This is a genomic window from Bacillus sp. FSL E2-8900 (assembly GCF_037966225.1).
Lineage (GTDB): Bacteria > Bacillota > Bacilli > Bacillales > Bacillaceae_G > Bacillus_A > Bacillus_A cereus.
On the sequence record NZ_CP150193.1, the window covers coordinates 1579585 to 1604028 of the forward strand.

Here is a 24444-nt window from a genome sequence, read left to right on the forward strand (position 1 = left end):
CGAATCTAATAATGGGATACATAGTAACGTTTTATACTAATGAGTTTGCTAACATAAAATAAGAGTTTATATTATTTGATAGAAAAACAGAAATGAGGAGGCAGGGAAAATGCCTGAGCAACACACAAAAGGGGATACGAGCACGATTGTGCTAGAAAAAGAAAATGAGCATTTAACGCCCCAAGAATGCGATATTCTTGGCGAAATTGCAAATATATCACTTGGTTCAGCTTCGACTGTATTATCAACAATTTTAAATAGGCAAGTAAGCATTACTGCTCCTCGTATAGAGTTGGTAGATTTATATGATTCAAGAGATGTCGAAGTTCCACATGTTGTATTAAACATTCATTTTACAAAAGGATTAGATATGGAAAACCTTCTTGTTCTTAAGCAAGATGTTGCATTGTCCATTGCTGATTTAATGATGATGGGAACAGGTGAAGTCGAGGACGGAAAAGAACTTGGTGAATTAGAGCTAAGTGCTGTACAAGAAGCGATGAATCAAATGATGGGATTCGCAGCTACATCTATGTCGGAATTCTTCCAAGATACAGTAGATATGTCTCCGCCGACGATTAAAGTTGTAAAGTTATCAGAAGAAATGGAGAAAATCTCTGAAATCGATGGGAATCATACGATTGTTAAAGTATCGTTTGATTTAAAGATAGATAATCTTGTAAACTCTAAACTTGTACAAATTGTTTCAGTTGAGCATGCGAAACAAATGGTAAATAAATTAATGCAATTATCTGGTGGAGTAGAAGAAACAGACGAACCAGCAGAAGTAGTGGAAACTGAGATTGTAGAAGAAGTTGAAAAAGAGCATTTAACACAAGAAGAGAAAGATGTGCTTGGTGAAATTGCAAATATTTCAATTGGCTCCGCTTCAACAGTATTGTCAACGCTTTTAAATCAGCCAGTTACAATTAGTACACCAAATGTGGAAGCAATCAATGTTCGTCATTATGATGGAGTACCAGTACCATTTGTTATTTTAAATGTCGACTTTGTTGAAGGGCTAAAGAATGAGAATGTATTTGTATTTACGAAAGATGTTGCCTTAACAATGGTAGATTTAATGATGATGGGAACAGGGGAAGTTGACCCAGAAAAAGAGCTTACTGAATTAGAACTGAGCGGTATTAAAGAAATTATGAACCAAATGATGGGTCATGCTGCTACGGCGATGTCAGAAATGTTTCAAGAAAAAATGGACATGACGCCGCCAAATGTTAAATTTGTAACGTTAAAAGAAGAAATGGAATATTTGGGAGAGTCAATGGAAGTGGACGAACTCGTTCAAATTACGTTCAATCTTGAAATTGGCGATTTGCTTCAATCGAAGATGTATCAAATTTTGCCAATTTCCGAAGCGAAAGAAATGGTAAGGCGACTTCTGTATCCGATGGTGGAAGAAGAAGAGATTGCCACAGAAGAAATTGAAGAAGAAAAAATTGTAGAACCAGTTGTGCAACCTATTGAATTTAAAGAAGTAAAACAAATGGAACCAGTATATATGGACACGTCCATTCTACAAAATGTAGAAATGAACGTGAAATTTGTATTTGGAAGTACAGTGAAAACGATTCAAGATATATTAAGTTTACAAGAAAATGAAGCAGTTGTACTAGATGAGGATATTGATGAACCGATTCGTATTTATGTAAATGATGTATTAGTGGCGTATGGTGAACTTGTAAATGTAGATGGATTTTTTGGAGTAAAAGTGACGAAATCACTATAAGGCATTGAAATAGGAGTTTGAACTAGTAGATGAAAAACGTAAAGTTTTTTCTAATGAGTTGGCTATGCATACATGTGTGCTTGTTCTTCCCCTTGCAAAGTCAGGCTGAGGAACAAATTGAGTCAGATCAAAAATTAAATGAAGTGAATGTACAAGAAGAAAATAAGGAATCTCAAGAATCGTCAGAACAAGTGGAAACGAAGCAAGATGAAGAGAAACAAAAAGAAGCAGAGCAACAAGAAGTAGTAAATAAACAATTGAATGAAAGAAAGATAGAAACAGAACAAGGAATTATTACAGTAAATAAGCCGGAGCTTAAAGTTGGCGAAGAAGTGCGAATTGCTGTAGAACCAAATGGGAAAAACATTGAAAGTATGAAAGGTATATTGCAGTTACAAAAAAATGGCGAGCAATATGCGCAAGAAAGAATACTATCTTTTGAGTATGATGAAGAAACGAAGAGCTGGGTTACTAACTATAAAGCAGAGGATTTTGATTTGCAAGGTGATTGGAATCTTCAGCTCGTTCAAAGTTACAAAGAGAATGAGAAAGAAGAAATCGTAAAAAATGAAGTGAAAGTCCCGCTCATTCGTATTAAAAATGAAACGCCAACTATAGATAAAGAATTGCCAAAGTTACAGAAAGTTACTATTGATGAAGTAAAAGAGAACTTAGTTGAACGAAAACAGGGAGATTCTATACATATACGAGTAAAAGCGTCAGATATAGAATCGGTTGTAAAAGAAGTGCGCGTTACATTAAAAGGGAAAGAAAATAAAGAGCTTTCGTTTTTATTAGACTACAACAAGCATGATATGGATTGGGAAAAAGTATTTGAAATAACAGAAGCGTTGCCGGCTGGGCCATACGAATTACTTGTAGAGATAATAGATGCAGCAGGTAATAAACTTGTTGAAGAAAGTGAATATACCATTTCTGTTTTGGCGCCAAAAAACGAAGATGATAAAAAGATAGAAGAGAAAGAGAAAGAGAAAGAGAAAGAAGAGAAATTAGATAATAAACTAGAAAATGAATTAGAAGATAAGAAAGAAAATGAGAAGCAAGAAGATTTGAAAATCAAAAACCCGCTTCTAGAAGAAAAATTGCCGGTTGTTCAAATTCCGAAGCAAGATGAGAAAGTAAATAAGTTTATAAAAGAACCGTTGAAAGAGAAAGAGGAATTTACTTACGTTATAAAAGAGCCGTTCGAAGACAACAAGGAAGTGCATAAGGCGAAGGACCAAAAAGAGAAAAGTAACAAACAAGTTGTCTCTAAAAAGAAAGAACAAAAAGAAGAAACGAAAGACAAGGAAGAAGAAAAAGGTGAACAGGGAGTACAAGCTTCGGATGTATTTACTATCATGTCAGGTTTGTTCGTACTGTTTTTAGTTTTAAAGAGTAATAAAGAATGGGGCTAATTATTTCATAGTAGTGGAGGCGCTTAAATGGAGATTAAACGTACGACAATTGAAGATAAGACGCTACAACCATTAAAACAGCCTGCAGCTATTTCGGAACATGAAATCCAGAAAGAACGAAAGCGTAGCAATTTAGTGTTTACTGGACAGTCTAAAATTATTTCGAAAAATAATGAAATAGGTATTTTACTTGCAAGTTTAAGTGATGGAAAGATTATGAAGGAAATACTTTCTAAAGAGATGGATACAGTGTTACAACTTTTTAAAAAGTTACATACATTATCTCAAGAAGGAAAGCAATCAGAAAAAGTATTTGAACAAGTAATTAGAAGCCTGCAAGGACTTATTAAGCAGGCGCATATAAAAGAACTTCCTTTGTTAGATGGAACATATGATTTCGCTGAAGTACAACTATCATTTGGTAGAAAAGTACATATTCCTTTACTAGATGTAAGTGCACTTATCTCTAGAGTGGAAAGTGATTCTTCAGAAGGAAATATAAATTTGATGGTAACGGTTATTACTGCTTATATAACGAAATTGTCTAACGAAACGATTTTAATTAGCGTTACAGACCGCATTGCTAAAGATCGGGATGTAAGTGTATGGAGAGCGCTTGCGGAAATGAACATGACACAATTATCACAGGCATTGAAACAAACGATGCAAGAACATAAATGGTCTATGACGTTTCTTTTTCTCTTCATATGGATTGTCGGTATTATTTTAATTCGAGTTATGTAAAAAGGTCGTCACTCCATTGTGACGACCTCTTTTATATTTTTTCGTAGAAGAATGTATCAAATCGCTGAAGATTGTAACGTTCGGGTGTTAAAATTTGTTCCGTACTACCAACAAATAATACACCGCCTTTTCGTAAAGAACGACTAAATTTTTCGTAAAGTTTTACTCTTGCTTCTTCTGTGAAATATATCATTACATTACGACAAATAATCAAATCATAATTTGTATCGAATGACTGCATTAAAAGGTCGTGTTGTTTAAACGAGACGTTTTGTTTAATGTTTTGGTGCAATGAATATAGATCATTCTCTTTTGTGAAATGACGTTCTTTCAAATCAGTAGGTAATTCCTTTAACGAACGTTCTGTATATTGAGCGCGTTTTGCGGTTTCTAAAATATGAAAATCAAGATCTGTTGCTTGAATTTCAAAACGAAATGGAGCTAGATGCTTTGATAAAATTAAAGAGAGTGTATATGGTTCTTCACCAGCAGCGCAAGCGGCACTCCATACCTTTAATTTTCCGCTATTTTGTTCGAGTAATTTTGGTAGTGCTTTCGACTCTAAAGTTTGCCATCGTTCTTTATTTCTAAAAAACTCTGAAACGTTAATTGTAATATAGTCAATAAAATTTAAAAATAAATTTTGATCAGCACGTAATTTGTTTAAAAAATTAGTGTAGTTTTCAAAGCCTTTTCTCGAAATGAAAGCATCGATTCTACGGCGCATTCTATCTTGCTTATACGAAGCGATATCCATATTGAATTGTTGTTTAAAACTCGCGATAAAATGATCATAATCTTGTTCAATTATCATATTTACAATAGGCACAATAATGATATTGTGCCTCCCCCTTTACATCATACGAATTTTTTGTTCAAAGCTTTTTTTCATTTGCTTTTCATGTAATCCTGGTAAATCATAAATGACAGCATCAATACCTGCTTCTTTTGCGACATCGACAGGGATGACAGATGTATGTTTGTCCCCGTTATAAAAACAGAGAACTAAATCAGTGTCTTCAATAATTTGTTTAACAAAAAACATATAATCTGATCGGTAAATGGAGTCGGAAGGATGATCAAAAGCAACATATTCGGCTCCGTGTTTTTTTAAGTAATCAACGACTTCTTGAAATTCATCTGTTATTGCTTGTAATGGTTGCAGCGTGTAAAGGCATAAATTTTGAGCGAGTCTTTCATTCTCAACGAAAAAACGAAGAACCTCATTTTCGATAGATTTATAACATAATATGTAAATTTTATGTTTGTGAGCATAGTCAGTTAAAAATTTTTTAATTTCTTCTTGATCTAATGCTGTTAATTGATTTGAACCACAAAGGAAAATATTCATAGAATTGTGCCACCTCATGCTAAATTGTAACATATCTTTTATAAAAAATAACTGCAAAATATTACTGTTCAGAGTATAATTATAAATAACTGGATTTTACGATTAAGTTTAGGAAGAAATAAAAAAATAAATAGGTGATATATATGCTACGTTCTATCTCGCATAATCCAATTTTATCGCATATACCGCCTGCTACTCAAATGCCGAAAGAAGCAAATGTCAGAACAGGACTTGCATTTTCGGATAATTTGCATGCAGATCCGAAAAAAGATAAATTACTAGAACAAATGGAAGCGTTTGTCGATAATATTGGAGAAATTAAAGAGAAAATTGAAATGGAATTAACGCTTGATAATGTAATGGAATACAAAAATACAGTAAAATCATTTTTGAATTTTTACGTGGATAATGTATTGCAGTATAAAGATGTCATGTCTCGTCACCCGCGTTACGGATATTCACAGAAAATGACGATTGTGAAACAGGCAGAAATGGGATTGAATGAATTAGAAGATGTTATGAATTTAATTAATACGAAAACAGGACATTTAGAAATGTTAAATCAAATTGGAGAAATCCATGGTTTAATTGTGAATTTAGTCTTGTAAAAGGAAGGAAGCTATATGTACATACAATTATATGAAAAACTCGTTATTATTCAAAAAGCGTATGAAAATATTCAAGCGCTTGGAGAGCAAATATATGAGAATTTAAAAAATAAAAATGTAAATGCAGTTCAAAAATTGCAAGTAGAGCAATTGCAGTACATTGATGGTTTAAAAGGGTTATCAAGCTCATTAGAAGAAATGGTTGTTCAGTTCTGTAAAGAACAAGGGGTTGAAGCGTTTCGTGTAAGTGCGTTATTTTCGTATTTTTCTCAAGAAGAAATTGAAAAAATGGAAGAATTACAAAAAAACGTAACTGAATTAGAAGAGAATGTAAAAATGCTTCTTTTGAAAAATCAATATTACTTAAACGTACTATTAAAAACTACAGAAAGTATTGTGGATTCTGTTTCTGAATATAATTTAGAGCGAAACAATAATTCGCAAATCTTTATGAACGAACTATTGTAAAGGAGAAGTGAAGCTTTATGAGATTATCTGATTATAATACACCGCTATCGGGCATGTTAGCGGCTCAAATGGGGTTACAAACAACGAAACAAAACTTGTCTAACATTCATACACCGGGTTATGTGCGTCAAATGGTGAATTACGGATCTGTTGGAGCAAGCAATGGTCATACGCCAGAACAGAGGATTGGTTACGGTGTACAAACGCTAGGTATTGACCGTATTACTGATGAGGTAAAGACGAAGCAGTTTAATGATCAATTATCTCAACTCTCTTACTATAACTACATGAATTCGACTTTATCACGTGTAGAGTCTATGGTTGGAACGACAGGAAAGAATTCATTATCTAGTTTAATGGACGGTTTCTTTAATGCCTTTCGTGAAGTGGCAAAAAATCCAGAACAACCAAACTACTACGATACATTAATTTCTGAAACTGGGAAGTTCACAAGTCAAGTGAATCGTCTTGCGAAAAACTTAGATACAGTGGAAGCACAGACAGCAGAAGATATTGAGGCGCATGTTAATGAATTTAATCGTCTTGCTGCTAGTTTAGCAGAAGCGAATCATAAAATTGGACAAGCAGGTACACAAGTACCGAATCAACTTCTAGACGAAAGAGATCGCATCGTTACAGAGATGTCTAAGTATGCAAACATCGAAGTATCTTATGAATCTATGAATCCTAATATCGCGAGTGTTAGAATGAATGGTATTTTAACAGTAAATGGACAAGATACATATCCACTTCAATTAAATAAAGAAAAAGACCCAATGTCAGTTGAGATTTACGGTTCAGAAATCTCTGTAACTAGCGGGGCGATAAAATCAGCGATTGATACGAAAGCAAAGATTGTTGATTATAAAAAAAATCTCGAAGACTTAATGAGTTCGATGAAAAATCAAGTGAATACAGTGATGGGAAAAGATTTCTTCGTTGGAGATTATGCGAAAGAGATGAAGTTAAATCCAGAATTCCAAAAAGATGTTTCGAAAATGAAAATGTCTGCTGAAACAGCAAATAAACTAGCAGCAGTTACAGATGACGATTATAAAGAAGGTCTTTCTTATAAACAAGCATTAGACCAATTTATAGTTCGTGTTGCATCTGATAAAAGTGCAGTAAATGGTTATCAAAAAATTCATGGCGACTTACTAGAAGGTATTCAACAAGAAAAAATGAGCGTTGAAGGTGTAAATATGGAAGAGGAAATGGTAAATTTAATGGCCTTCCAAAAATATTTCGTCGCAAACTCTAAAGCTATTACTACGATGAATGAAGTGTTTGATAGTCTATTTTCGATTATTCGATAAGTGATAATAATTGATTAGAAATATATAAGGAGGAGATAGAAATGAGAGTATCTACATTTCAAAATGCAAACTGGGCAAAGAATCAGTTAATGGATTTGAATGTGCAACAACAATACCATAGAAACCAAGTAACTTCAGGGAAGAAAAATCTTCTTATGAGTGAAGATCCACTTGCAGCGAGTAAATCATTTGCGATTCAACATTCATTGGCGAATATTGAACAAATGCAAAAAGATATAGCGGACTCTAGAAATGTGCTAAGTCAAACAGAAAACACATTGCAGGGTATTGTGAAATCTTTAACGAGGGTGGATCAATTAACTATACAAGCATTAAATGGAACGAATAGTGAAAAAGAGTTGAAAGCAATTGGAGCAGAGTTAGACCAACTGGTAAAACAAGTTGTGTATTTAGCAAATACAAAAGAACAAGGACGTTACATTTTTGGTGGGGACAGTGCAGAAAAGCCCCCGTTTACAGATGAGGGGACATACCAAGGTGGCGGAAATGATGTAATGTGGAAGCTGAACGATGGTTATGAAATTAAAGCTTTTCGTAAAAGTGAGGATTTATTAACTCCTGTAATTCAAACGTTAGTAAAGATGAAAGATGCTATGCAAAGTGGTGATCAAAACACGTTGAAACCGTTATTGGAGGGGAATAAGAAAAACTTAGACAATGTTATTAATCGTACGACGGAAGTCGGTTCAACGATGAATACTATTGATACGTTTAAGACGATTTTAAGTGAACAAAATTTAGCGCTTCAAGAAAATCGTAAAGAAATTGAAGATGTTGATTTAGCGGTAGCGATTTCCGATTTAGCTTATATAAATGCGACGTATGAGGCGACACTTAAGGCAGTTAGTACGATGAGTAAAACGAGCATTTTAGATTACATGTAAAAAATAAGGAGTGGGAAATATGGCAGGGACTTTAACGGGTATTGGTGATAGACAACAGATTTGGAACCTTGGTAATAATATGATTGATACCTCAAAACTTGTAGAATTAGAATTGCAAACTTTGGAAATGAAGAAGACACCGTATAATAACCAAAAACAGTTGCTAACAACTGAACGAAATGTATATGCAAGTATGAAAAAAGAATTTGGAAACTTTTTGCAAGTTTTTAAAGATTTAAATGAATTTAAAGGTAATGAAAAGAAAACAACTCTAACCAAAGAGGGGTTTGTTACTGCACAGGCAGATGCAGCAGCGATTGCTGGAACATATACTGTTACAGTCGAAAAAATTGCGGAACGCCATCAAATTACAACAAAACCAGTTGATAAAATAGACTTAGATGCAAAAATTGAAAAAGATGTTACGTTTGGTATTAATGGTAAAGAAGTTAAAGTTTCAAAGGACATGACTTATAAAGAGTTAGTAAATAAAATTAATAATGGAAATTATGGCGTGTCTGTATATTCATTGGGGGGACAATTGTTCTTTACATCTACTACAGCTGGGGAAAAAGGAGCAATAAATTTAGTAGATGGCAAAGAAGGTTTTTTAGAAGAAATAGGCTTAGTGAAGTCATCTATAGATAAGGATAATAACAAGGTATTTACGGTTGCCCATGAAATAACAGCAGCTACAAATGCTGAATATACGATAAATGGGATTAAAGATTCGAGTGTATCTAATAAAATTGATACGATTCCAGGTTTAATAATTAATTTAGAAAAAGTAACTACAGAACCTATCAAGATTACTGTTGAGGATTCAAATATAAAAGACTCCATTGATTTAATCAAAAAAATGAAGGATGAATATAATAAAGCTGTTTCAACTTTAGATTTATTTGCTGGTGAAAATGGAGCTGTACAAGGAAGTAGTATTGCATTTTCAATTAGTAATACAATGACAAATATATTTAGATATTCACAAGATGGAAAGTTTTTAAATGATTTCGGAATTCAAGTGGACAAAAGTGGGAATATGACTCTAGATGAAGAGAAATTAAAAAATGCTTTTAAAGAGGATCAAGAAACAGTGAAGCAATTTTTCTTTGGTTTTACTGGTTTAGGCCATGATATGGAGAAAAAATTAAATGGAATCTTTGGAGATGAAGGAGTTATAGGAAAACGCTCAAAAAGTATTGAAAAGCAAGTAAAAGATTTGGATGATAAAATAAGAGATATTGACAAAGTAAATAAAGAGAAACAAATAACTATTATTGATAAATATTCTAAGTTAGAAAGCACGCTAGCCGCACTGGATAACCAATTAAAAACAATTAAAGCAATGACAAAACAAAAAAGTGATGATTAATGAAAGTTGAGGAAGTGATCGTATGCAAGCATGGCAACGTTATATGCAAAATGATATTATGACGAGTAATCCGATTAAAAATACAATTTTTATTTATGAAAGATGTATTGTAGAGTTCCGTAATTTAGAAGAGATTTTACATACTTTTAAACTACAAGAAGGGGACGCACTTCTTGAAAAATTAGAACGTATTTTTGAAGAACTAAAGCTTCAATTAAATCCTGAGATTACGAAAGATTTATATGATAGTCTCTATGGGTTATACGATTGGATTAGCATTCAAATTCAAACGATGAAAGTAACGCGTGAAGCGAAAGATATTGATGCAATTGTGAAAGTGTTACAAGATTTAATAGACGGTTACCGCGGAGCACTTGAAAATGAACAATGATATTTATCGGACGTTTGTCAGCTGTTTTAATGAAATCGGTGAATTGCAAGTGTCAGACAGAGAGTTTGCTGAGAAGAGTGAGATGTTAAATCGCTGGATGATGACATTGGATGAAGAAACGCGTGCGCAAGTTGCAGCAGAAGTAAGCCCGTTCATTATTAAGGCAGCTCAGCATATTCGGGATAGGCAAAAGATTTTGGAAGAAATGATTATGACAAATGATGGGCGAATGAAGGCTAATTCATTTTACGGTAAATATTAATAATAACGTTTGGAAACAGATTCCCCTTTTAAAAGGGGGTCTATTCCTTCGTTTACATAAAGAACGCCGCTGATTGAGGTTTCATTTTATGACTGTGATGAAAAAATAATAGTAATCTAAATAATAGAAAAATGGACTTTAGTTTGTAGTTTATCTATTGAAATGTTCTATAGATTACTATGTGTATACAGTTTTTTGCATTCTTTTTTATATTTTTGTATTTTTCTAAAGACAACAATGAAAAAATGGAATAAAATATGTAAGGGTACATAATAGTAAATATTTTAATAAACACATATAAGAAAATAAATAATGAAGTGAAACTTCTATCAGTGGATCATTACGTTAGAAAAGGAAGGGTGTGGAATATGCCAGATTTAGTGAGTGATGTAAGCCATTATATGAATTATTTAGTGACGAAACGAAATACTGTTTCTAGTAATATTGCAAATGCGAATACACCTGGCTATAAAGCACAAGATGTAACATTTGCTGAGCAGATGAATAAAAGTAGTGCCTTATATAAAAATAATGCGGCTGATTTAAAGAGCAATCCAGATTTATATCAAACGAATGAAATGCACTTACCGACAGTAAATACGAAAAATACATATGCAAAGATTCAAACAAAATCAATGCAAACGAATAAAGACGGAAATAGTGTGGATGTAACGACAGAAATGCTAGATTTAATGAAAGCAAATCAGTTATACGGTATTTCAATTAACGCAATTAATACACAATATGCAATTAACCAAGCGGCACGCGGACGTTAAAAGTAGAAGGAGAGACAACGGATGTTTCAGGCAATTAATGCAAGTGGCTCAGGGCTAACGACAGCGAGAAAGTGGATGGAAGTTACTTCTAACAATATTGTAAATGCAAATACGACGGCGGCTCCGGGGGCAGATTTATATGAGCGTCGTAGTGTGGTGTTAGAATCAAACAATAGTTTTGCAAGTATGTTAGATGGGGCTCCTACTAATGGAGTAAAAATAAAAAGTATTGAAGCAGACAAAACGGAAAATTTAGTGTATGATCCGACGCATCCGCACGCAAATGAAGAAGGATATGTACGTTATCCAAATATTGATGTAACTGCTGAAATGACGAATGTAATGGTTGCTCAAAAAATGTATGAAGCGAATACGAGTGTATTAAATGCGAATAAAAAAATGCTTGATAAAGATTTAGAAATCGGCCGAGGATAAGGGGGAAAATCGTAATATGAAAATTCAACCAATGTTACATACACAACCATTTGGAGCAATTCAGTCAATTGGTGCACCGAAAACTTCTCAAACATCTGTAGCTCCGGAGAAAAAGTTTATTGATTTATTGGAAGATATGAATCAAACGCAAAACAATGCACAAACAGCAGTATATGATTTACTAACTAAAGGGGTAGGAGAAACACATGACGTTTTAATTCAGCAAAAGAAAGCTGAGTCTCAAATGAAAACGGCTGCTCTTGTACGTGATAATCTTATTGAAAATTATAAGTCACTAATTAATATGCAAATTTAGGAAAGTGGACGGGTGTGTTTAAATGGAAAAGATGAAAAATGTTATCCAATCGTTAAAAACGTGGCATAAGTTAGTAATCGGTGCTGCGCTTTTAGCGATTGTAACAGGAGCACTTTTATACTTCACCTTGCCAGATAAATATGTTGTTGTATATCAAAATTTAAATGATGCAGATAAACAAGAGATTACAGCAGAATTATCGAAGTTAGGTGTCGATTACCAATTAGCGGCCGATGGTTCAATTCGTGTGCAAAAGAATGATGCTCCATGGGTTCGAAAAGAAATGAATGGGATGGGCTTACCGTTTAATTCGAAAAGCGGTGAAGAAATTTTATTAGAAAGCTCTCTCGGTTCAAGTGAACAAGATAAAAAAATGAAGCAAATTGTCGGTACGAAGAAGCAATTGGAACAAGATATTGTAAGAAACTTTGCGACAGTTGAAACGGCAAATGTTCAAATTACATTGCCTGAAAAAGAGACAATTTTTGATGAAGAAAAAGCGAAAGGAACAGCGGCGATTACGGTTGGAGTGAAACGTGGACAATTGTTAACGGCTGATCAAGTTGCAGGTATACAGCAAATGATTAGTGCAGCAGTTCCTGGTGTGAAGGCAGAAGAAGTAAGTGTTATTGATAGTAAAAAAGGTGTTATCTCAAAAGGAGCAGATGGAGCACATTCTAGTAGTTCCTCTTCTTATGAGAAAGAAGTAGAGATGCAGCACCAACTTGAAGGTAAATTAAAGCAAGATATTGATGCAACGTTAATGACGATGTTTAAACCGAATGAATATAAAGTGAATACGAAAGTATCTGTAAACTACGATGAAGTTACACGTCAGTCAGAGAAGTATGGTGATAAAGGTGTACTTCGTAGTAAACAAGAGCAAGAAGAAAGCTCTACTGCGCAAGAAGGGGCAGATACGAAGCAAGGTGCTGGTATTACAGCGAACGGTGAAGTGCCAAACTACGGTACGAACAATAATCAAAATGGTAAAGTTGTCTACGATAATAAAAATGGCAACAAAATCGAAAACTATGAAATAGATAAAACAGTTGAAACAATTAAGAAACACCCAGAATTAACGAAAACAAATGTTGTTGTATGGGTAGATAATGATACGTTAGTAAAACGAAGAATTGATATGACTACTTTCAAAGAAGCAATTGGAACAGCGGCAGGACTTCAAGCTGATCCGAACGGTAACTTTATAAATGGTCAAGTTAACGTTGTAACTGTTCAGTTCGATCAGCCGAAAGCTGAAAAAGAGAAAGAGCCAGAAAAAAGTGGTATGAACTGGTGGTTATTCGGTGGAATTACAGCTGGCTTATTAGCAATCGGTGGTCTAGTATGGTTCTTATTAGCAAGACGTAAGAGAAAGAAAGAAGAAGAGGAATATGAAGAATACTTAGCAGAAGATGAAATTGCTGCAAGTAATGAAAGTATCTTGGAAATTCCTGAAGAAAAAATAGTGCCAGAGCCAAAACCTGAACCAGAAGAACCGAAAGAACCAACGTTAGATGAACAAGTGCAGGATGCTACGAAAGAACATGTAGAAGGTACTGCAAAAGTAATTAAAAAATGGTTAAACGGACAGTAAGGGAGGAACAACGATGTTAGATGAAATCTCCTCCAAAGAAAAAGCTGCCATCCTCATTCGTACATTAGACGAAGGGGTGGCAGCAAAAGTCATTGAATATATGACAGCTGAGGAAAAAGAAGTATTACTTCGTGAAATTGCGAAGTTTCGTGTATATAAACCAGAAACGTTAGAGAATGTACTAGGAGAGTTCTTATATGAACTAAATGTAAAAGAATTGAACTTAGTCACTCCAGATAAAGAGTATATTCGTCGTATATTTAAAAACATGCCAGAAGACGAACTGGAAAAATTATTGGAAGACCTTTGGTATAACAAAGATAATCCATTTGAATTCTTAAATTCACTTACAGATTTAGAACCACTTCTTACAGTGCTTAATGATGAGTCACCACAAACAATTGCAATTATCGCTTCTTATATTAAACCGCAACTTGCGTCTCAATTAATTGAGAGATTGCCAGATCATAAGCGAGTAGAAACGGTAATGGGTATTGCGAAGTTAGAACAAGTTGATGGTGAATTAATTAATCAAATTGGTGAGTTGTTAAAAACGAAATTAAATAATATGGCATTTAGTGCAATTAATAAAACTGATGGCTTGAAAACAATCGTAAACATTTTAAATAATGTTTCACGAGGTGTTGAAAAAACAGTCTTTCAAAAGCTGGATGAAGTCGATTATGAGTTATCTGAGAAAATTAAAGAAAATATGTTTGTCTTTGAAGACTTACTTGGTCTTGAAGATCTTGCGCTTCGCCGTGTATTAGAAGAAATTACAGATAACGGTGTTCTTGCGAAAGCACTTAAAATTGCAAAAGAAGAAATTAAAGAGAAATTATTTACATGTATGTCTTCAAACCGTAAAGAGATGATTCTAGAAGAATTAGATGGCTTAGGACCGCTTAAGATGACGGATGCTGAAAAAGCGCAGCAAACGATCACTGGTACAGTGAAAAAGCTAGAGAAAGAAGGAAGAATTATCGTTCAAAGAGGTGAAGAGGATGTCCTTATTTAAAAACAGAATTCCGAAGAATTCTGTTTCTTTTTCTGAAGAAACGTATGAATTACAATTTCCAAAACCAGCTTCAGTCCAAATAGAAGAGGAAGAATTACAAGCAGATCATGCAGAGCTTCGCGCCCAGCAAGAATCATTACATATGGAAATGAATCAGCTAAGGCAAGAGCAGCAAATGCTAGAACGAGAGCGTCAGCAGTTATTACAAGATAAAGAACAATTTCAAATGCATATTCATGAACAAATGGAACAGATGGAAGCAGCGCGTGTGCAGTTTCAAAAAGAACAACAAGAAATAGCATATGAATGGACAGAGTTATTATGGGATCAATCATTTCATTTAGCAGAAAAAATCGTGAATCAAGCGGTAGATTCACGATTGCTTGATGTGTTACCTATTTTAACTGGCATCGTGCAAACATTGCCAACTTCGTTTGAAAAATTAATCATTACAGTACATCCAGAAACGTTTGAACGTATTCAAGAAGAGAAGGAGAATACGAAAGAATATTGGTTACTACAATTAGTAGAATGGAAATATGATTTCTCCCTGCAGTTTGGTGAATTTGTTCTGGAAGAAGAGAAAGAGTTCTTTGAATTTAAATTTGCACCTATATTTGCGAAACTTCGTCAGAAATGGGAAGAAGAGAAGTTATTTGAGGAGCAAAATGTATGAGCCGCCTGTTAATGAATGAGAACGAAAAATGGAATAAGTTCATTGAAACACCGCTGTATACGAAAGTAGGCAAAGTTCATAGTGTACAAGAACAGTTTTTCGTAGCAAAAGGGCCGAAAGCGAAGATCGGAGATGTTTGCTTCGTTGGAGAACATAACGTCTTATGTGAAGTGATTGCCATTGAAAAAGAAAATAATATGCTACTTCCATTTGAACAGACAGAAAAAGTATGTTATGGAGATTCAGTGACACTAGTTTCAGAAGATGTTGTTGTACCACGTGGTAATCACTTGCTCGGAAAAGTGTTAAGTGCAAATGGTGAAGTGTTAAATGAGGAAGCTGAAAACATTCCATTACAGAAAATAAAACTAGATGCACCGCCTATACATGCATTTGAACGTGAAGAGATTACCGATGTATTTGAAACAGGAATAAAATCAATTGATTCTATGCTAACAATTGGTATCGGTCAAAAGATTGGTATTTTTGCTGGGTCAGGTGTTGGTAAATCAACTTTACTTGGAATGATAGCAAAAAATGCAAAAGCTGATATAAACGTTATTAGTTTAGTAGGAGAACGTGGCCGGGAAGTAAAAGACTTTATTCGAAAAGAGTTAGGCGAGGGAGGTATGCGAAAAAGCGTCGTTGTTGTAGCGACGTCAGATGAAAGTCATCTTATGCAACTTCGTGCAGCGAAACTCGCAACGTCTATTGCTGAATACTTCCGTGATCAAGGCAATAACGTATTACTTATGATGGACTCTGTTACTCGTTTTGCTGATGCACGAAGAAGTGTTGATATTGCTGTTAAAGAGTTACCGATTGGTGGTAAAACACTGTTAATGGAAAGTTATATGAAGAAGTTGTTAGAGCGGTCCGGGAAAACACAAAAGGGATCTATAACAGGTATTTATACGGTGCTTGTTGATGGGGACGATTTAAATGGTCCTGTACCAGATTTAGCACGTGGTATTTTAGATGGACATATCGTATTAAAGCGTGAGCTTGCAACGCTTAGTCATTATCCTGCAATTTCAGTATTAGATTCAGTAAGTAGGATTATGGAAGAAATTGTTTCGCCACATCATTGGCAACTTGCAAATGAAATGAGAAAGATTTTATCAATTTATAAAGAAAATGAATTGTATTTTAAGCTAGGAACGATTCAACAAAATGAAGAAAATGCTTATATTTTTGAATGTAAAAATAAAGTAGAAGGCATAAATGCATTTTTAAAGCAAGGTCGATCGGATAGTTTCCAATTTGATGATATCGTTGAAGCGATACAGCATATAGTATAAGGCCTCTGCATAAGAGGTCTTATTTTTTTGTTTTTTAATATTTCACAGATTTTTTTGGAAAAAAACTATATAATAGAAAAAGAGAACGTTATAATAGAAAGGGGTTATGAAAACAGGTGGATAAACAGCAGTACGACACAATAAAATTGCAAATAAATCAAGAAAAAGAACATATTTTAAAAGAAGTGTATGAATTAACAGCTGAAAAAAGAAAAATAGAACAAAAAAAAGAATATGATTTATATGTTGTGAAATCGCGTAGTAAAGTCGTACAAACTGGGCAACGTATTATGGCTGGTATGCTTTCTTCACATACGTTTTCACCTGAAAGAATAGAAGAATGGAATCGGAAAATTAAAAAAACGGAAGGTTTTATTCAAAAAAATGAAAGCCTTTTAGAGCAAGTAAAAGAAAAAGAACGTGTCATTGATGAGATGTATCAAGAAGATTGCAAAAAGCTTGCGAAAGCACAAGAAAAGCTGGAAGAAAAAATGCTTCTTGATTTGAAAATGTGTATGAATGGATGAGGTGAATGTAGTGATACAGTCTGTATTACCGGTGCAACAAAGTTTACCTCCGCAAAAAGAAAAAGGGCTAGAAGTACAATCGAAAAATGAAGATTCTTCATTCGATCGTACGATGAGAATCGAAAATAAAAAGCAGCCGAAAACGGAGAAAACGAAACGAGAAGAAGCACCAAAAGAAGAGAAAAAAGAATATAACCTTTCTAAACCATCGGTAACGAAAGAAGAACCAATTGTAAAGAAAGAAGAAAAAAAAGAGACAGAACAGTTGTTATTAGCTGTATCTGAGCAAATGGTTGCAATTGAGCAATTACATGTGCAGCCGGAATTGTTATATCAATACATACAAAAAATACAAGAGCTATATAAAGAATATGGCAATATTAAACTTAATGAATTACCTGCAGCTGAATTACAACAATTACAAGAACTTCTTTCAAATATGAATATCAAAAATGCTATATGTTTAGAAGATACAATGCAAATGGTATTAGACAAAATGAAGATGCCAGAGCAAACGATGCAAGCATTGAAGGTTGTAGAAACAGAAACTTGTAATATTGCAAAGGAACAAGAAGAGTCTAAAGAGGTAGATCTTCCAAAACTTGAGAGCGATGATGCAAAGGTAGAGTTGCCAGAAGTTGATGCATTAAATGATTCGAGCTCTGCAGGTGCAGAATTATTAAATAAAACGACGAGTACCGAACAAATAGGGAAATCAAATAGTGGTGCTGAGAAAGTTTCATTACCTGACTTAGGAAAGAAAATGGAAGCGCAAGTAGAAGCGCTGCAAAAATTTGTAGTGAAACAAGAACGTGTTTTATTCCAGTTAAATCCAGAAAAACTTGGTACATTAACAGTGTTTATGAAAAAACACGGAGATCAAATTGACGTTTACGTAGAAATGGAAAAACACGATGCGAAAAAACGTGTTGAAATCATTTTTGATGAATTGAGATTAAAGTTAAAAGAAAAAGAAATCAATATTCAAATTAGCTATTCAGATAAAGATGAAAATCGTAAAGAACAGCGAGAACAAGAGCAAAGGCAAAAACAGAAATTAGCAAATACAAATCATGAAAAACAACAATCAACAGAATTTGTGGGATTATTGGAGGAATAAAGCGTGCCAACAGTTGGATTAAATACAACGAGTACAAATCATATTCCGTTACAAGCAGGAGCGCAAAAAAGTAATGTACCTGTTAATGGTGTACAATCGCCAGTGCAACAAAGTAATGAAGTTTCAGCAGGAGCGCAAAAGACTCCTGGGGTAATGGGGAAAGATGATTTCCTAAAATTGTTTTTATCAAGTTTCCAACATCAAGATCCATTTAATGCGATGGATATGAATCAAATGATGAATCAGACAGCGCAGTTATCTCTTATGGAACAAGTACAGAATATGACGAAAGCAGTAGATAAGCTGCAATCAACAATGTATTCAACAGCACTTGATGGTGGAATGAAGTTTTTAGGGAAATACGTAAGAGGTGTTGACGGTGACGGAAACAAAGTAACCGGTCAAGTAGAAACGGTTCGTCTTGCGGAAAATAACGATGTACAGCTCGTTATTAATAATAAAGTTGTCTCTCTTCGTTTCGTTGAGAGAGTGTCTGATAAACCGATTGGGGAAACGAACCCAGAAGACGCAAAGAAAGACGATCAAAAAGTAACTGAAGAAGTAAAAACTACAAATTCATAAGGAGTGTCCATACGTTATGATTAAAGCGTTATATACAAGTATTACAGGGATGAATGCAACACAAAATGCATTAAGTGTAACTTCAAATAATATTGCCAATGCACAAACAGTAGGTTATAAAAAACAAAAAGCAATGTTTGATGATTTACTATATAACAATTCGATTGGTGCAAAAGGTGACGGTAAATATGCAGGGACGAATCCGAAAAGTATTGGTAACGGTGTGAAAATGAGTGGTACTGTTACGGATTATAGTGATGGTACAATTACGTTAACAGGTGGCAAAACACAAGCCGCAATGGAAGGTAATGGTTTCTTCGTTGTAGGTGATTCAAAAGGCGGAAATATGGAATTTACTCGTAAAGGTACGTTTGGGATATCTTCAGATTACTATATTACGAATACTGAAGGTCAATACGTGTTTGCATACCCTGCGAATGAGGCAACTGGTGAAGTTGATTTATCTGGAATTCCAGGACCGTTGCAAATTCCAATGGGAACAGCAATTGGTGGTATTCGAACATCGAAAGGGACAATTAAAGGTAATATTCCGACTGGTGAAAAACAAATTACACAAGATTTACCTGTATATGATAATGCGGGGAATACATGGACAATGCGTGTCGAGTTTAAACAAACGAGCGAACATAACTATACATATAAAGTACAAATGCGTAATGACTCGAAAAAAGAAACAGAGTTTAAAGATGTTCCAGGTGCAGGTGGTAATATGACATTTGATGCTGTTGGAAATCCAAATCCGAAAGAGCAAGGAGCCAATATTCCATTTGATGGCGGCTCTATAAAATTAGACTTAAGTCACTTAACAAATCATCCGACTGATAAAACATTATCAGTAACTGACGTAGATGGTAGAGCAGCAGCGACGGTTAAAGATTGCTTCATTGCTGACGGTGGATATGTAATGGTAAAATATTCTGATGGAAGTATGAAATCAGCTGGTCAATTAGCTGTTGCAATGTTCCCGAACGAAGGCGGACTAATGAAAACAGGTAATGGTAACTATACAGCGACGAATACAACAGGTATTTTAGCTCTTGGTGCATCTGGTCAAAACGGTGCAGGTAAAGTACGCGGTGGTGCACAAGAAGGTGCAAACGTAGATTTATCTGTAGAGTTCGTTGACTTAATGTTATACCAACGCGGATTCCAAGGAAATGCGAAAGTAATTAAAGTTTCAGATGAAGTATTAAATGAAGTTGTAAACTTAATTCGATAATATATCGTAAGGAAAAAATGTAATGGAGTAGAAAGGGTTTTTTATTCGTATGACAAGACAAGAGCGAATTTTACAATTGCCTTTTTTCGAAAATAAACGTGAACTTGCCGAGCAAGTATTAAAAATAGAACGAGAAGAGCATGTATATTTACCAGATCAATTTGAAATTAAGCAAGTGCCTCCGTATTCATTTGGTGAAAAACAAGCGATCATTGGCCGTATCCATGAGTTTTATTTCATATGTGTTGGTAGCGATAGTGTTTGGAAGTATCAACTGTTTAAGGATGAGATGAAGTGTCGTGAGTTTTTTGTTATGTTGCCAAATATTACGGATCAGCAAATAGCGTTTTGGTTTAATAACATAGAGTTATTGAAAGGTTCTTAAAAGCACTTTTTAGGTTTTGAGAGAGGACCTGGCGATGTTTTGGAGCGGTTAGTGCCTAATAGAGTCCCGACCGATGTGTAAGACCAGAGATATGCAGCGTTACTAGGGTAGTATGGTAGTGTAAGAAGTGGTAATATAAAATAGTTTTAAGTTAATTTAAGGTAGTTGTAGTATACAATTAGACTGAATTTCTATAAAAGGAGAGGTGAGGAGGATGGCGCAAAATAAGTATCGCGTTACATTCATTTCGCCGAGTGAGGTTGAGCAGCGAACTGTAATGGCGGCGAATAGTTTGCCAGATTTAATTCGTAAAGTAGAAAGTATTATCGCAGATCCAAACGGTTATTTTGTGAATGATAAAAAAAATAATTGTTATTTTAAAGTGATTAAAGAAAATGTTACGTTTATTCAATATGAGTTACTATTTTCGGATAAGGAAATTCATATTGAAAAATTAAAACATATAGCACCGGTAGTATTAAAGCGATTATTCGAAAAAATAAATGACCCGGAATTATATGCACTTGCGCTACTTGATGTTGATATAGCAACGAAAGAATATGTGCTAGCAGAAATGAATTCTGAGCTGAGAATAAGAGTAGAGACGGAGCTTTCGAAAAAATGGGAAGCAATGCCGACCGAAATTGTAGGAGCACAAGAAGTGTTATTAGAGGCACTTGCTTCGTTTATACAAGATTAATTGTTTTTTAATAAAATGAATCGTTCGACTATCTATATTTTTTATATAGGTAGTTGACTTTTTCGCTTTTATAAAGCTTAATAATTAGATATACGGAATTAATGGAAGGGGAGCGACACCTTTATGTCACAAGCACAAAGTATTTTATTAGAAAGCGGAACAAATGAATTAGAGATTGTTACGTACACTGTTGGTGAAAACCTATTTAGTATTAATGTAATGAAAGTACGTGAAATCATTAATCCATTCCCTGTTACAACTGTGCCAGAATCTCATCATGCAGTTGAAGGTGTTGTTCAAGTACGTGGTGAAATTTTACCTGTTATTAACTTGGCAATGGCTCTTAATTTAAAGTCAACAAAGCCACTTGATCAAACGAAATTTATCATCTCAGAATTAAACCAAATGAAAGTTATTTTCCGCGTTGATGAAGTGCATCGTATTCAACGTATTTCGTGGGAACAAATTGATGAACCAGCTTCATTATCTATGGGACTAGAAGAAACGACATCTGGTATTGTAAAACTAGATGGCAAAATCATCTTACTATTAGATTATGAAAAAATTGTATGTGAAATTAGCGGCACTGGTTATGACAATAAATCAATTGCAGGGTTAGAACAAAAAACAGATCGAGCTGAAAAAGTAATTTACATTGCAGAAGATTCAGCGATGCTTCGCCAAATATTAGAAGAAACATTATCATCAGCTGGATATACGAAAATGAACTTCTTCAGCAATGGTGCAGAAGCGTTAGCACAAATTGAAAAATTAGCGAAAGAGCAAGGCGAAAAAATGTTTGAACATATTCACTTGCTAATTACGGATATTGAAATGCCAAAAATGGATGGACATCATTTAACGAAAGTGGTTAAGGATAGTGAAGTAATGAATCGTTTACCAGTCATTATTTTCTCTTCATTAATTACAAATGAATTATTCCATAAAGGTGAAGCTGTAGGAGCAAATGCTCAAGTAAGTAAGCCAGATATTCAAGAGTTAATTGGTTTAGTTGATAAGTTAGTACTTTAAAAGCTTCTTTTTAGCCAGAATAGAAGCTCTAGTCAAGTGTTGAGCGGTCAGTGCTTAATAGAGTCCCATGCGATGTGAGTTCAGAGGTATGAAGTAGTTTTATGTAAGAAGAAGTAAGACTTTGATTGAGGATTTGAAGACTGGGTTTATAACTCTATTCTGTTAGAGAGAGGAAGGAATTAGCCAATGCTACATATGGCTAATTCCTTTTTAGTATTCTATACTTTAAGCTGGCAGAAAAATGAAAGGTTTCTGGGGTGTTTGGTGCTGTATGTATGAAAATTCTTCATTTGAAGATTTTTGATTTAAAAATATAAGCAAACGCATTTTCAATGGTTATTTTATTAATATTTCGTGGTAACGCAAATTTTTTCGGTGAAAAAACATTCAAAATACCATATAATATAATTAAATGTAATTAATATGCAATTTTGCATATTAATAAAAACATTTTCCAATTTTTTATACTTTCTATACATTTTTGTATGTTTATTATTTGACAGATAATTTCGAACTGTTATAATATGGATATGTAAAAATTGCTATTTTCTTAAAAGACATGGGAGTCAGATGAGAATTGTGAAAGGATGAGGGGGAGTGGCACAGATTATGTATCACCACACAGCAATTAATGTATTAGGTCTTTTACAAAACATGTCAAATAATAAAATGAACGATATGCAACTAGAGGTGGAATTTAAAAAAATAGAAAAAGAATTCCAAGTAAAGTATGAAGGTTGATTTACATAATAGAATAGTATTATTTCAAATAGATATAGAAAAAAATGGCGGGATGCGAGCATATGAAAAATCAGCAATTACATGGCTGAAGTCTGAACTAGAGCTATTGTATGAAGTGTATCAATTTTGTCAACGTCACGGTTTAAACATTTTAAATATTTCCAAATACGTAAGTAAAAATGAACTAAATCTTTTTCCAAAAACAGAAAGTCAATTGCAAAATACGTATTATAAATTGAAAAAACGTGAAATACCGTTTGAAAATATTGAAAAGCAAAAACCAGGACGAAAGCGAAAATATATACCAGTAAAAGAGACGATTGTTGCAAGAAAACAAAAAAATGAGTACGAATTAAAAGAAGAAATCCAGCATAAAGAAGATGAAAAAAATCTTGTAACAGTTATATCTGGTATCGTTGATAACTTTGAAACAATTAATCAATGTAGTGAAAGGAAAGAAGACGAACTACATCAGTTTATGGAAGGTATTTATAAGCTTTCTAGCATGGCAGCAGGGCGTTCTAGAGAAGCAAAGAATACACGTAGCTTAGAAGGTGAATTGCAGTCGTTACAACTAGAAAATGAAAGGCTAAAACGAGAGAAAGAAGAGCTTGTACAAGATATTAAAGGCATGACGCAGCTTTTAATTCATTTCATTACAAGTTCTGATATCGATCAAATTCGTAAATTACCAACTTTCGTACAAGATTGTAAAATGGAATTACATAAACTAGGGCTATATAATGCACAAGACGGTAAAATGAAAATAATGGTTGATCGTAGTGGACAAGTTATGACCGTAACACAGTAATAAAATTTGGGTACAAAATAAAAGGGAGATACATAGTTTATATGTATTTCCCTTTTATTTTGTATGTGCTGTAAAAAAAGTATCTACCCTTAAGTATTTGTACATAATAGCTAATATGAAAGGTACTAACCAAAAGGTGAATGTATAGACTTTTTCTAAAAGGTTAAGAGATGAAATATTTGTATTCAGGGCCAAAGCTGAAAAGGGATTAAACAATGCTGTTCTTATATATTTACCAAACTAGAACAAGTATCTAAATTATTTAGTGGAATTACGGAGTGAGTAATTAGAAATTGTTTCTTAAAAAAGGACAAAGGTTATGTTCGTGTATTTTGAGATGAAATAGTTATTAAAATGAATAATATTATTCTCTTCATCATATTTCACTTCTGTAATAAGGTAGAAAAACAGCTACGTTTTTATTGTGCAAATTAAGAGGGACGAAAAATGGCTATTAATCGTTCAAGTCCTTTTACATGTTATAAACAGAATATGATATGACCTGATTAGAGTATATGTTATATCTCTGTAATGAGGGAGAAGGAGAATTTGAAAATCGGCTGTGATGAAAAAGAATGAAAAGCCAATAATACTCGATCAAACAG

Annotated in this window: 26 protein-coding genes and 1 pseudogene; 25 read left to right on the plus strand and 2 right to left on the minus strand. The window is 34.0% G+C overall.

What is annotated here, in order from left to right; all coding sequences use genetic code 11:
* The first annotated feature begins 109 nt into the window (after window positions 1-109).
* From NST90_RS08220 to NST90_RS08230, 3 genes are read left to right on the plus strand one after another with little or no spacing between them, the layout of a single operon-like run.
* Window positions 110-1747, plus strand: a complete 1638-nt coding sequence (locus tag NST90_RS08220; protein WP_283748213.1) for a flagellar motor switch protein — start codon at window positions 110-112, stop codon at window positions 1745-1747.
* 29 nt (window positions 1748-1776) lie between these two features.
* On the plus strand, window positions 1777-3165 hold the full coding sequence (locus tag NST90_RS08225) for a transglycosylase (protein ID WP_074619166.1): 1389 nt from the start codon (window positions 1777-1779) through the stop codon (window positions 3163-3165).
* A 27-nt stretch (window positions 3166-3192) separates the two neighbouring features.
* Window positions 3193-3909, plus strand: coding sequence for a hypothetical protein (locus NST90_RS08230; protein ID WP_000403960.1), 717 nt, complete (start codon window positions 3193-3195; stop codon window positions 3907-3909).
* Window positions 3910-3940: 31 nt separating this feature from the next.
* Here NST90_RS08230 and NST90_RS08235 read toward each other — a convergent pair whose 3' ends face one another.
* Window positions 3941-4723 (minus strand): protein-glutamate O-methyltransferase CheR, encoded by a 783-nt coding sequence (locus tag NST90_RS08235; RefSeq protein ID WP_000582873.1) that lies wholly within the window; start codon window positions 4721-4723, stop codon window positions 3941-3943.
* Between the two features lie 39 nt (window positions 4724-4762).
* Window positions 4763-5260 (minus strand): flagellar motor switch protein FliG, encoded by a 498-nt coding sequence (locus NST90_RS08240; RefSeq protein WP_001020110.1) that lies wholly within the window; start codon window positions 5258-5260, stop codon window positions 4763-4765.
* A 143-nt stretch (window positions 5261-5403) separates the two neighbouring features.
* Here NST90_RS08240 and NST90_RS08245 point away from each other — a divergent pair, with 143 nt between their 5' ends.
* From NST90_RS08245 to NST90_RS08350, 22 genes and pseudogenes are all read left to right on the plus strand, one after another.
* Window positions 5404-5868 (plus strand): YaaR family protein, encoded by a 465-nt coding sequence (locus NST90_RS08245; protein WP_000946323.1) that lies wholly within the window; start codon window positions 5404-5406, stop codon window positions 5866-5868.
* A gap of 15 nt (window positions 5869-5883) precedes the next feature.
* Window positions 5884-6336, plus strand: a complete 453-nt coding sequence (locus NST90_RS08250; RefSeq protein ID WP_000275882.1) for a hypothetical protein — start codon at window positions 5884-5886, stop codon at window positions 6334-6336.
* Window positions 6337-6353: 17 nt separating this feature from the next.
* Window positions 6354-7652, plus strand: coding sequence for a flagellar hook-associated protein FlgK (flgK, locus tag NST90_RS08255; protein ID WP_049108345.1), 1299 nt, complete (start codon window positions 6354-6356; stop codon window positions 7650-7652).
* A 41-nt stretch (window positions 7653-7693) separates the two neighbouring features.
* Window positions 7694-8557, plus strand: coding sequence for a flagellar hook-associated protein 3 (locus NST90_RS08260; protein WP_074619167.1), 864 nt, complete (start codon window positions 7694-7696; stop codon window positions 8555-8557).
* 19 nt (window positions 8558-8576) lie between these two features.
* A complete protein-coding gene (locus tag NST90_RS08265; RefSeq protein ID WP_061113514.1) occupies window positions 8577-9929 on the plus strand; it encodes a flagellar hook-associated protein 2 in 1353 nt (450 codons plus the stop codon).
* A gap of 22 nt (window positions 9930-9951) precedes the next feature.
* On the plus strand, window positions 9952-10320 hold the full coding sequence (locus tag NST90_RS08270; protein WP_048558875.1) for a flagellar protein FliS: 369 nt from the start codon (window positions 9952-9954) through the stop codon (window positions 10318-10320).
* On the plus strand, window positions 10310-10582 hold the full coding sequence (locus NST90_RS08275) for a hypothetical protein (RefSeq protein ID WP_016124342.1): 273 nt from the start codon (window positions 10310-10312) through the stop codon (window positions 10580-10582). Before NST90_RS08270 ends, NST90_RS08275 begins: the two co-directional genes overlap by 11 nt.
* A gap of 368 nt (window positions 10583-10950) precedes the next feature.
* On the plus strand, window positions 10951-11358 hold the full coding sequence (gene flgB, locus NST90_RS08280; protein WP_001113108.1) for a flagellar basal body rod protein FlgB: 408 nt from the start codon (window positions 10951-10953) through the stop codon (window positions 11356-11358).
* A 21-nt stretch (window positions 11359-11379) separates the two neighbouring features.
* Window positions 11380-11793, plus strand: a complete 414-nt coding sequence (gene flgC / locus NST90_RS08285; protein ID WP_000484680.1) for a flagellar basal body rod protein FlgC — start codon at window positions 11380-11382, stop codon at window positions 11791-11793.
* Between the two features lie 16 nt (window positions 11794-11809).
* Window positions 11810-12109: a flagellar hook-basal body complex protein FliE gene (gene fliE / locus NST90_RS08290; protein WP_000701670.1), complete on the plus strand. Its 300-nt coding sequence runs from the start codon at window positions 11810-11812 to the stop codon at window positions 12107-12109.
* A gap of 22 nt (window positions 12110-12131) precedes the next feature.
* On the plus strand, window positions 12132-13706 hold the full coding sequence (locus NST90_RS08295; protein WP_046392540.1) for a flagellar M-ring protein FliF C-terminal domain-containing protein: 1575 nt from the start codon (window positions 12132-12134) through the stop codon (window positions 13704-13706).
* Window positions 13707-13719: 13 nt separating this feature from the next.
* On the plus strand, window positions 13720-14724 hold the full coding sequence (fliG, locus tag NST90_RS08300; protein WP_000883356.1) for a flagellar motor switch protein FliG: 1005 nt from the start codon (window positions 13720-13722) through the stop codon (window positions 14722-14724).
* A complete protein-coding gene (locus NST90_RS08305) occupies window positions 14711-15400 on the plus strand; it encodes a FliH/SctL family protein (RefSeq protein ID WP_000051695.1) in 690 nt (229 codons plus the stop codon). Before fliG ends, NST90_RS08305 begins: the two co-directional genes overlap by 14 nt.
* Window positions 15397-16701: a flagellar protein export ATPase FliI gene (locus NST90_RS08310; protein ID WP_046392541.1), complete on the plus strand. Its 1305-nt coding sequence runs from the start codon at window positions 15397-15399 to the stop codon at window positions 16699-16701. The genes NST90_RS08305 and NST90_RS08310 overlap by 4 nt, the downstream gene beginning before the upstream one ends.
* A 116-nt stretch (window positions 16702-16817) precedes the next feature.
* The gene (locus tag NST90_RS08315; RefSeq protein WP_000360855.1) at window positions 16818-17228 is read left to right on the plus strand and encodes a hypothetical protein; all 411 of its coding nucleotides are present in this window, start codon (window positions 16818-16820) and stop codon (window positions 17226-17228) included.
* A gap of 10 nt (window positions 17229-17238) precedes the next feature.
* Window positions 17239-18348 carry a flagellar hook-length control protein FliK gene (locus tag NST90_RS08320; RefSeq protein ID WP_061113512.1) on the plus strand — a complete coding sequence of 370 codons (1110 nt, stop codon included), beginning with the start codon at window positions 17239-17241 and terminating at the stop codon, window positions 18346-18348.
* Between the two features lie 3 nt (window positions 18349-18351).
* A complete protein-coding gene (locus NST90_RS08325; protein ID WP_061113511.1) occupies window positions 18352-18930 on the plus strand; it encodes a flagellar hook assembly protein FlgD in 579 nt (192 codons plus the stop codon).
* A gap of 16 nt (window positions 18931-18946) precedes the next feature.
* Complete coding sequence (locus NST90_RS08330; RefSeq protein WP_000588320.1) at window positions 18947-20170, plus strand: flagellar hook protein FlgE; 1224 nt, start codon at window positions 18947-18949, stop codon at window positions 20168-20170.
* A gap of 49 nt (window positions 20171-20219) precedes the next feature.
* The gene (locus NST90_RS08335; RefSeq protein WP_061113510.1) at window positions 20220-20555 is read left to right on the plus strand and encodes a DUF3964 family protein; all 336 of its coding nucleotides are present in this window, start codon (window positions 20220-20222) and stop codon (window positions 20553-20555) included.
* Window positions 20556-20769: 214 nt separating this feature from the next.
* Window positions 20770-21255, plus strand: coding sequence for a hypothetical protein (locus tag NST90_RS08340; RefSeq protein WP_000068301.1), 486 nt, complete (start codon window positions 20770-20772; stop codon window positions 21253-21255).
* A 123-nt stretch (window positions 21256-21378) separates the two neighbouring features.
* On the plus strand, window positions 21379-22287 hold the full coding sequence (locus NST90_RS08345; RefSeq protein WP_000075943.1) for a chemotaxis protein: 909 nt from the start codon (window positions 21379-21381) through the stop codon (window positions 22285-22287).
* Between the two features lie 609 nt (window positions 22288-22896).
* Window positions 22897-23839 (plus strand): annotated as a pseudogene (locus NST90_RS08350) (DNA-binding domain-containing protein).
* The last annotated feature ends 605 nt before the right edge of the window (window positions 23840-24444 follow it).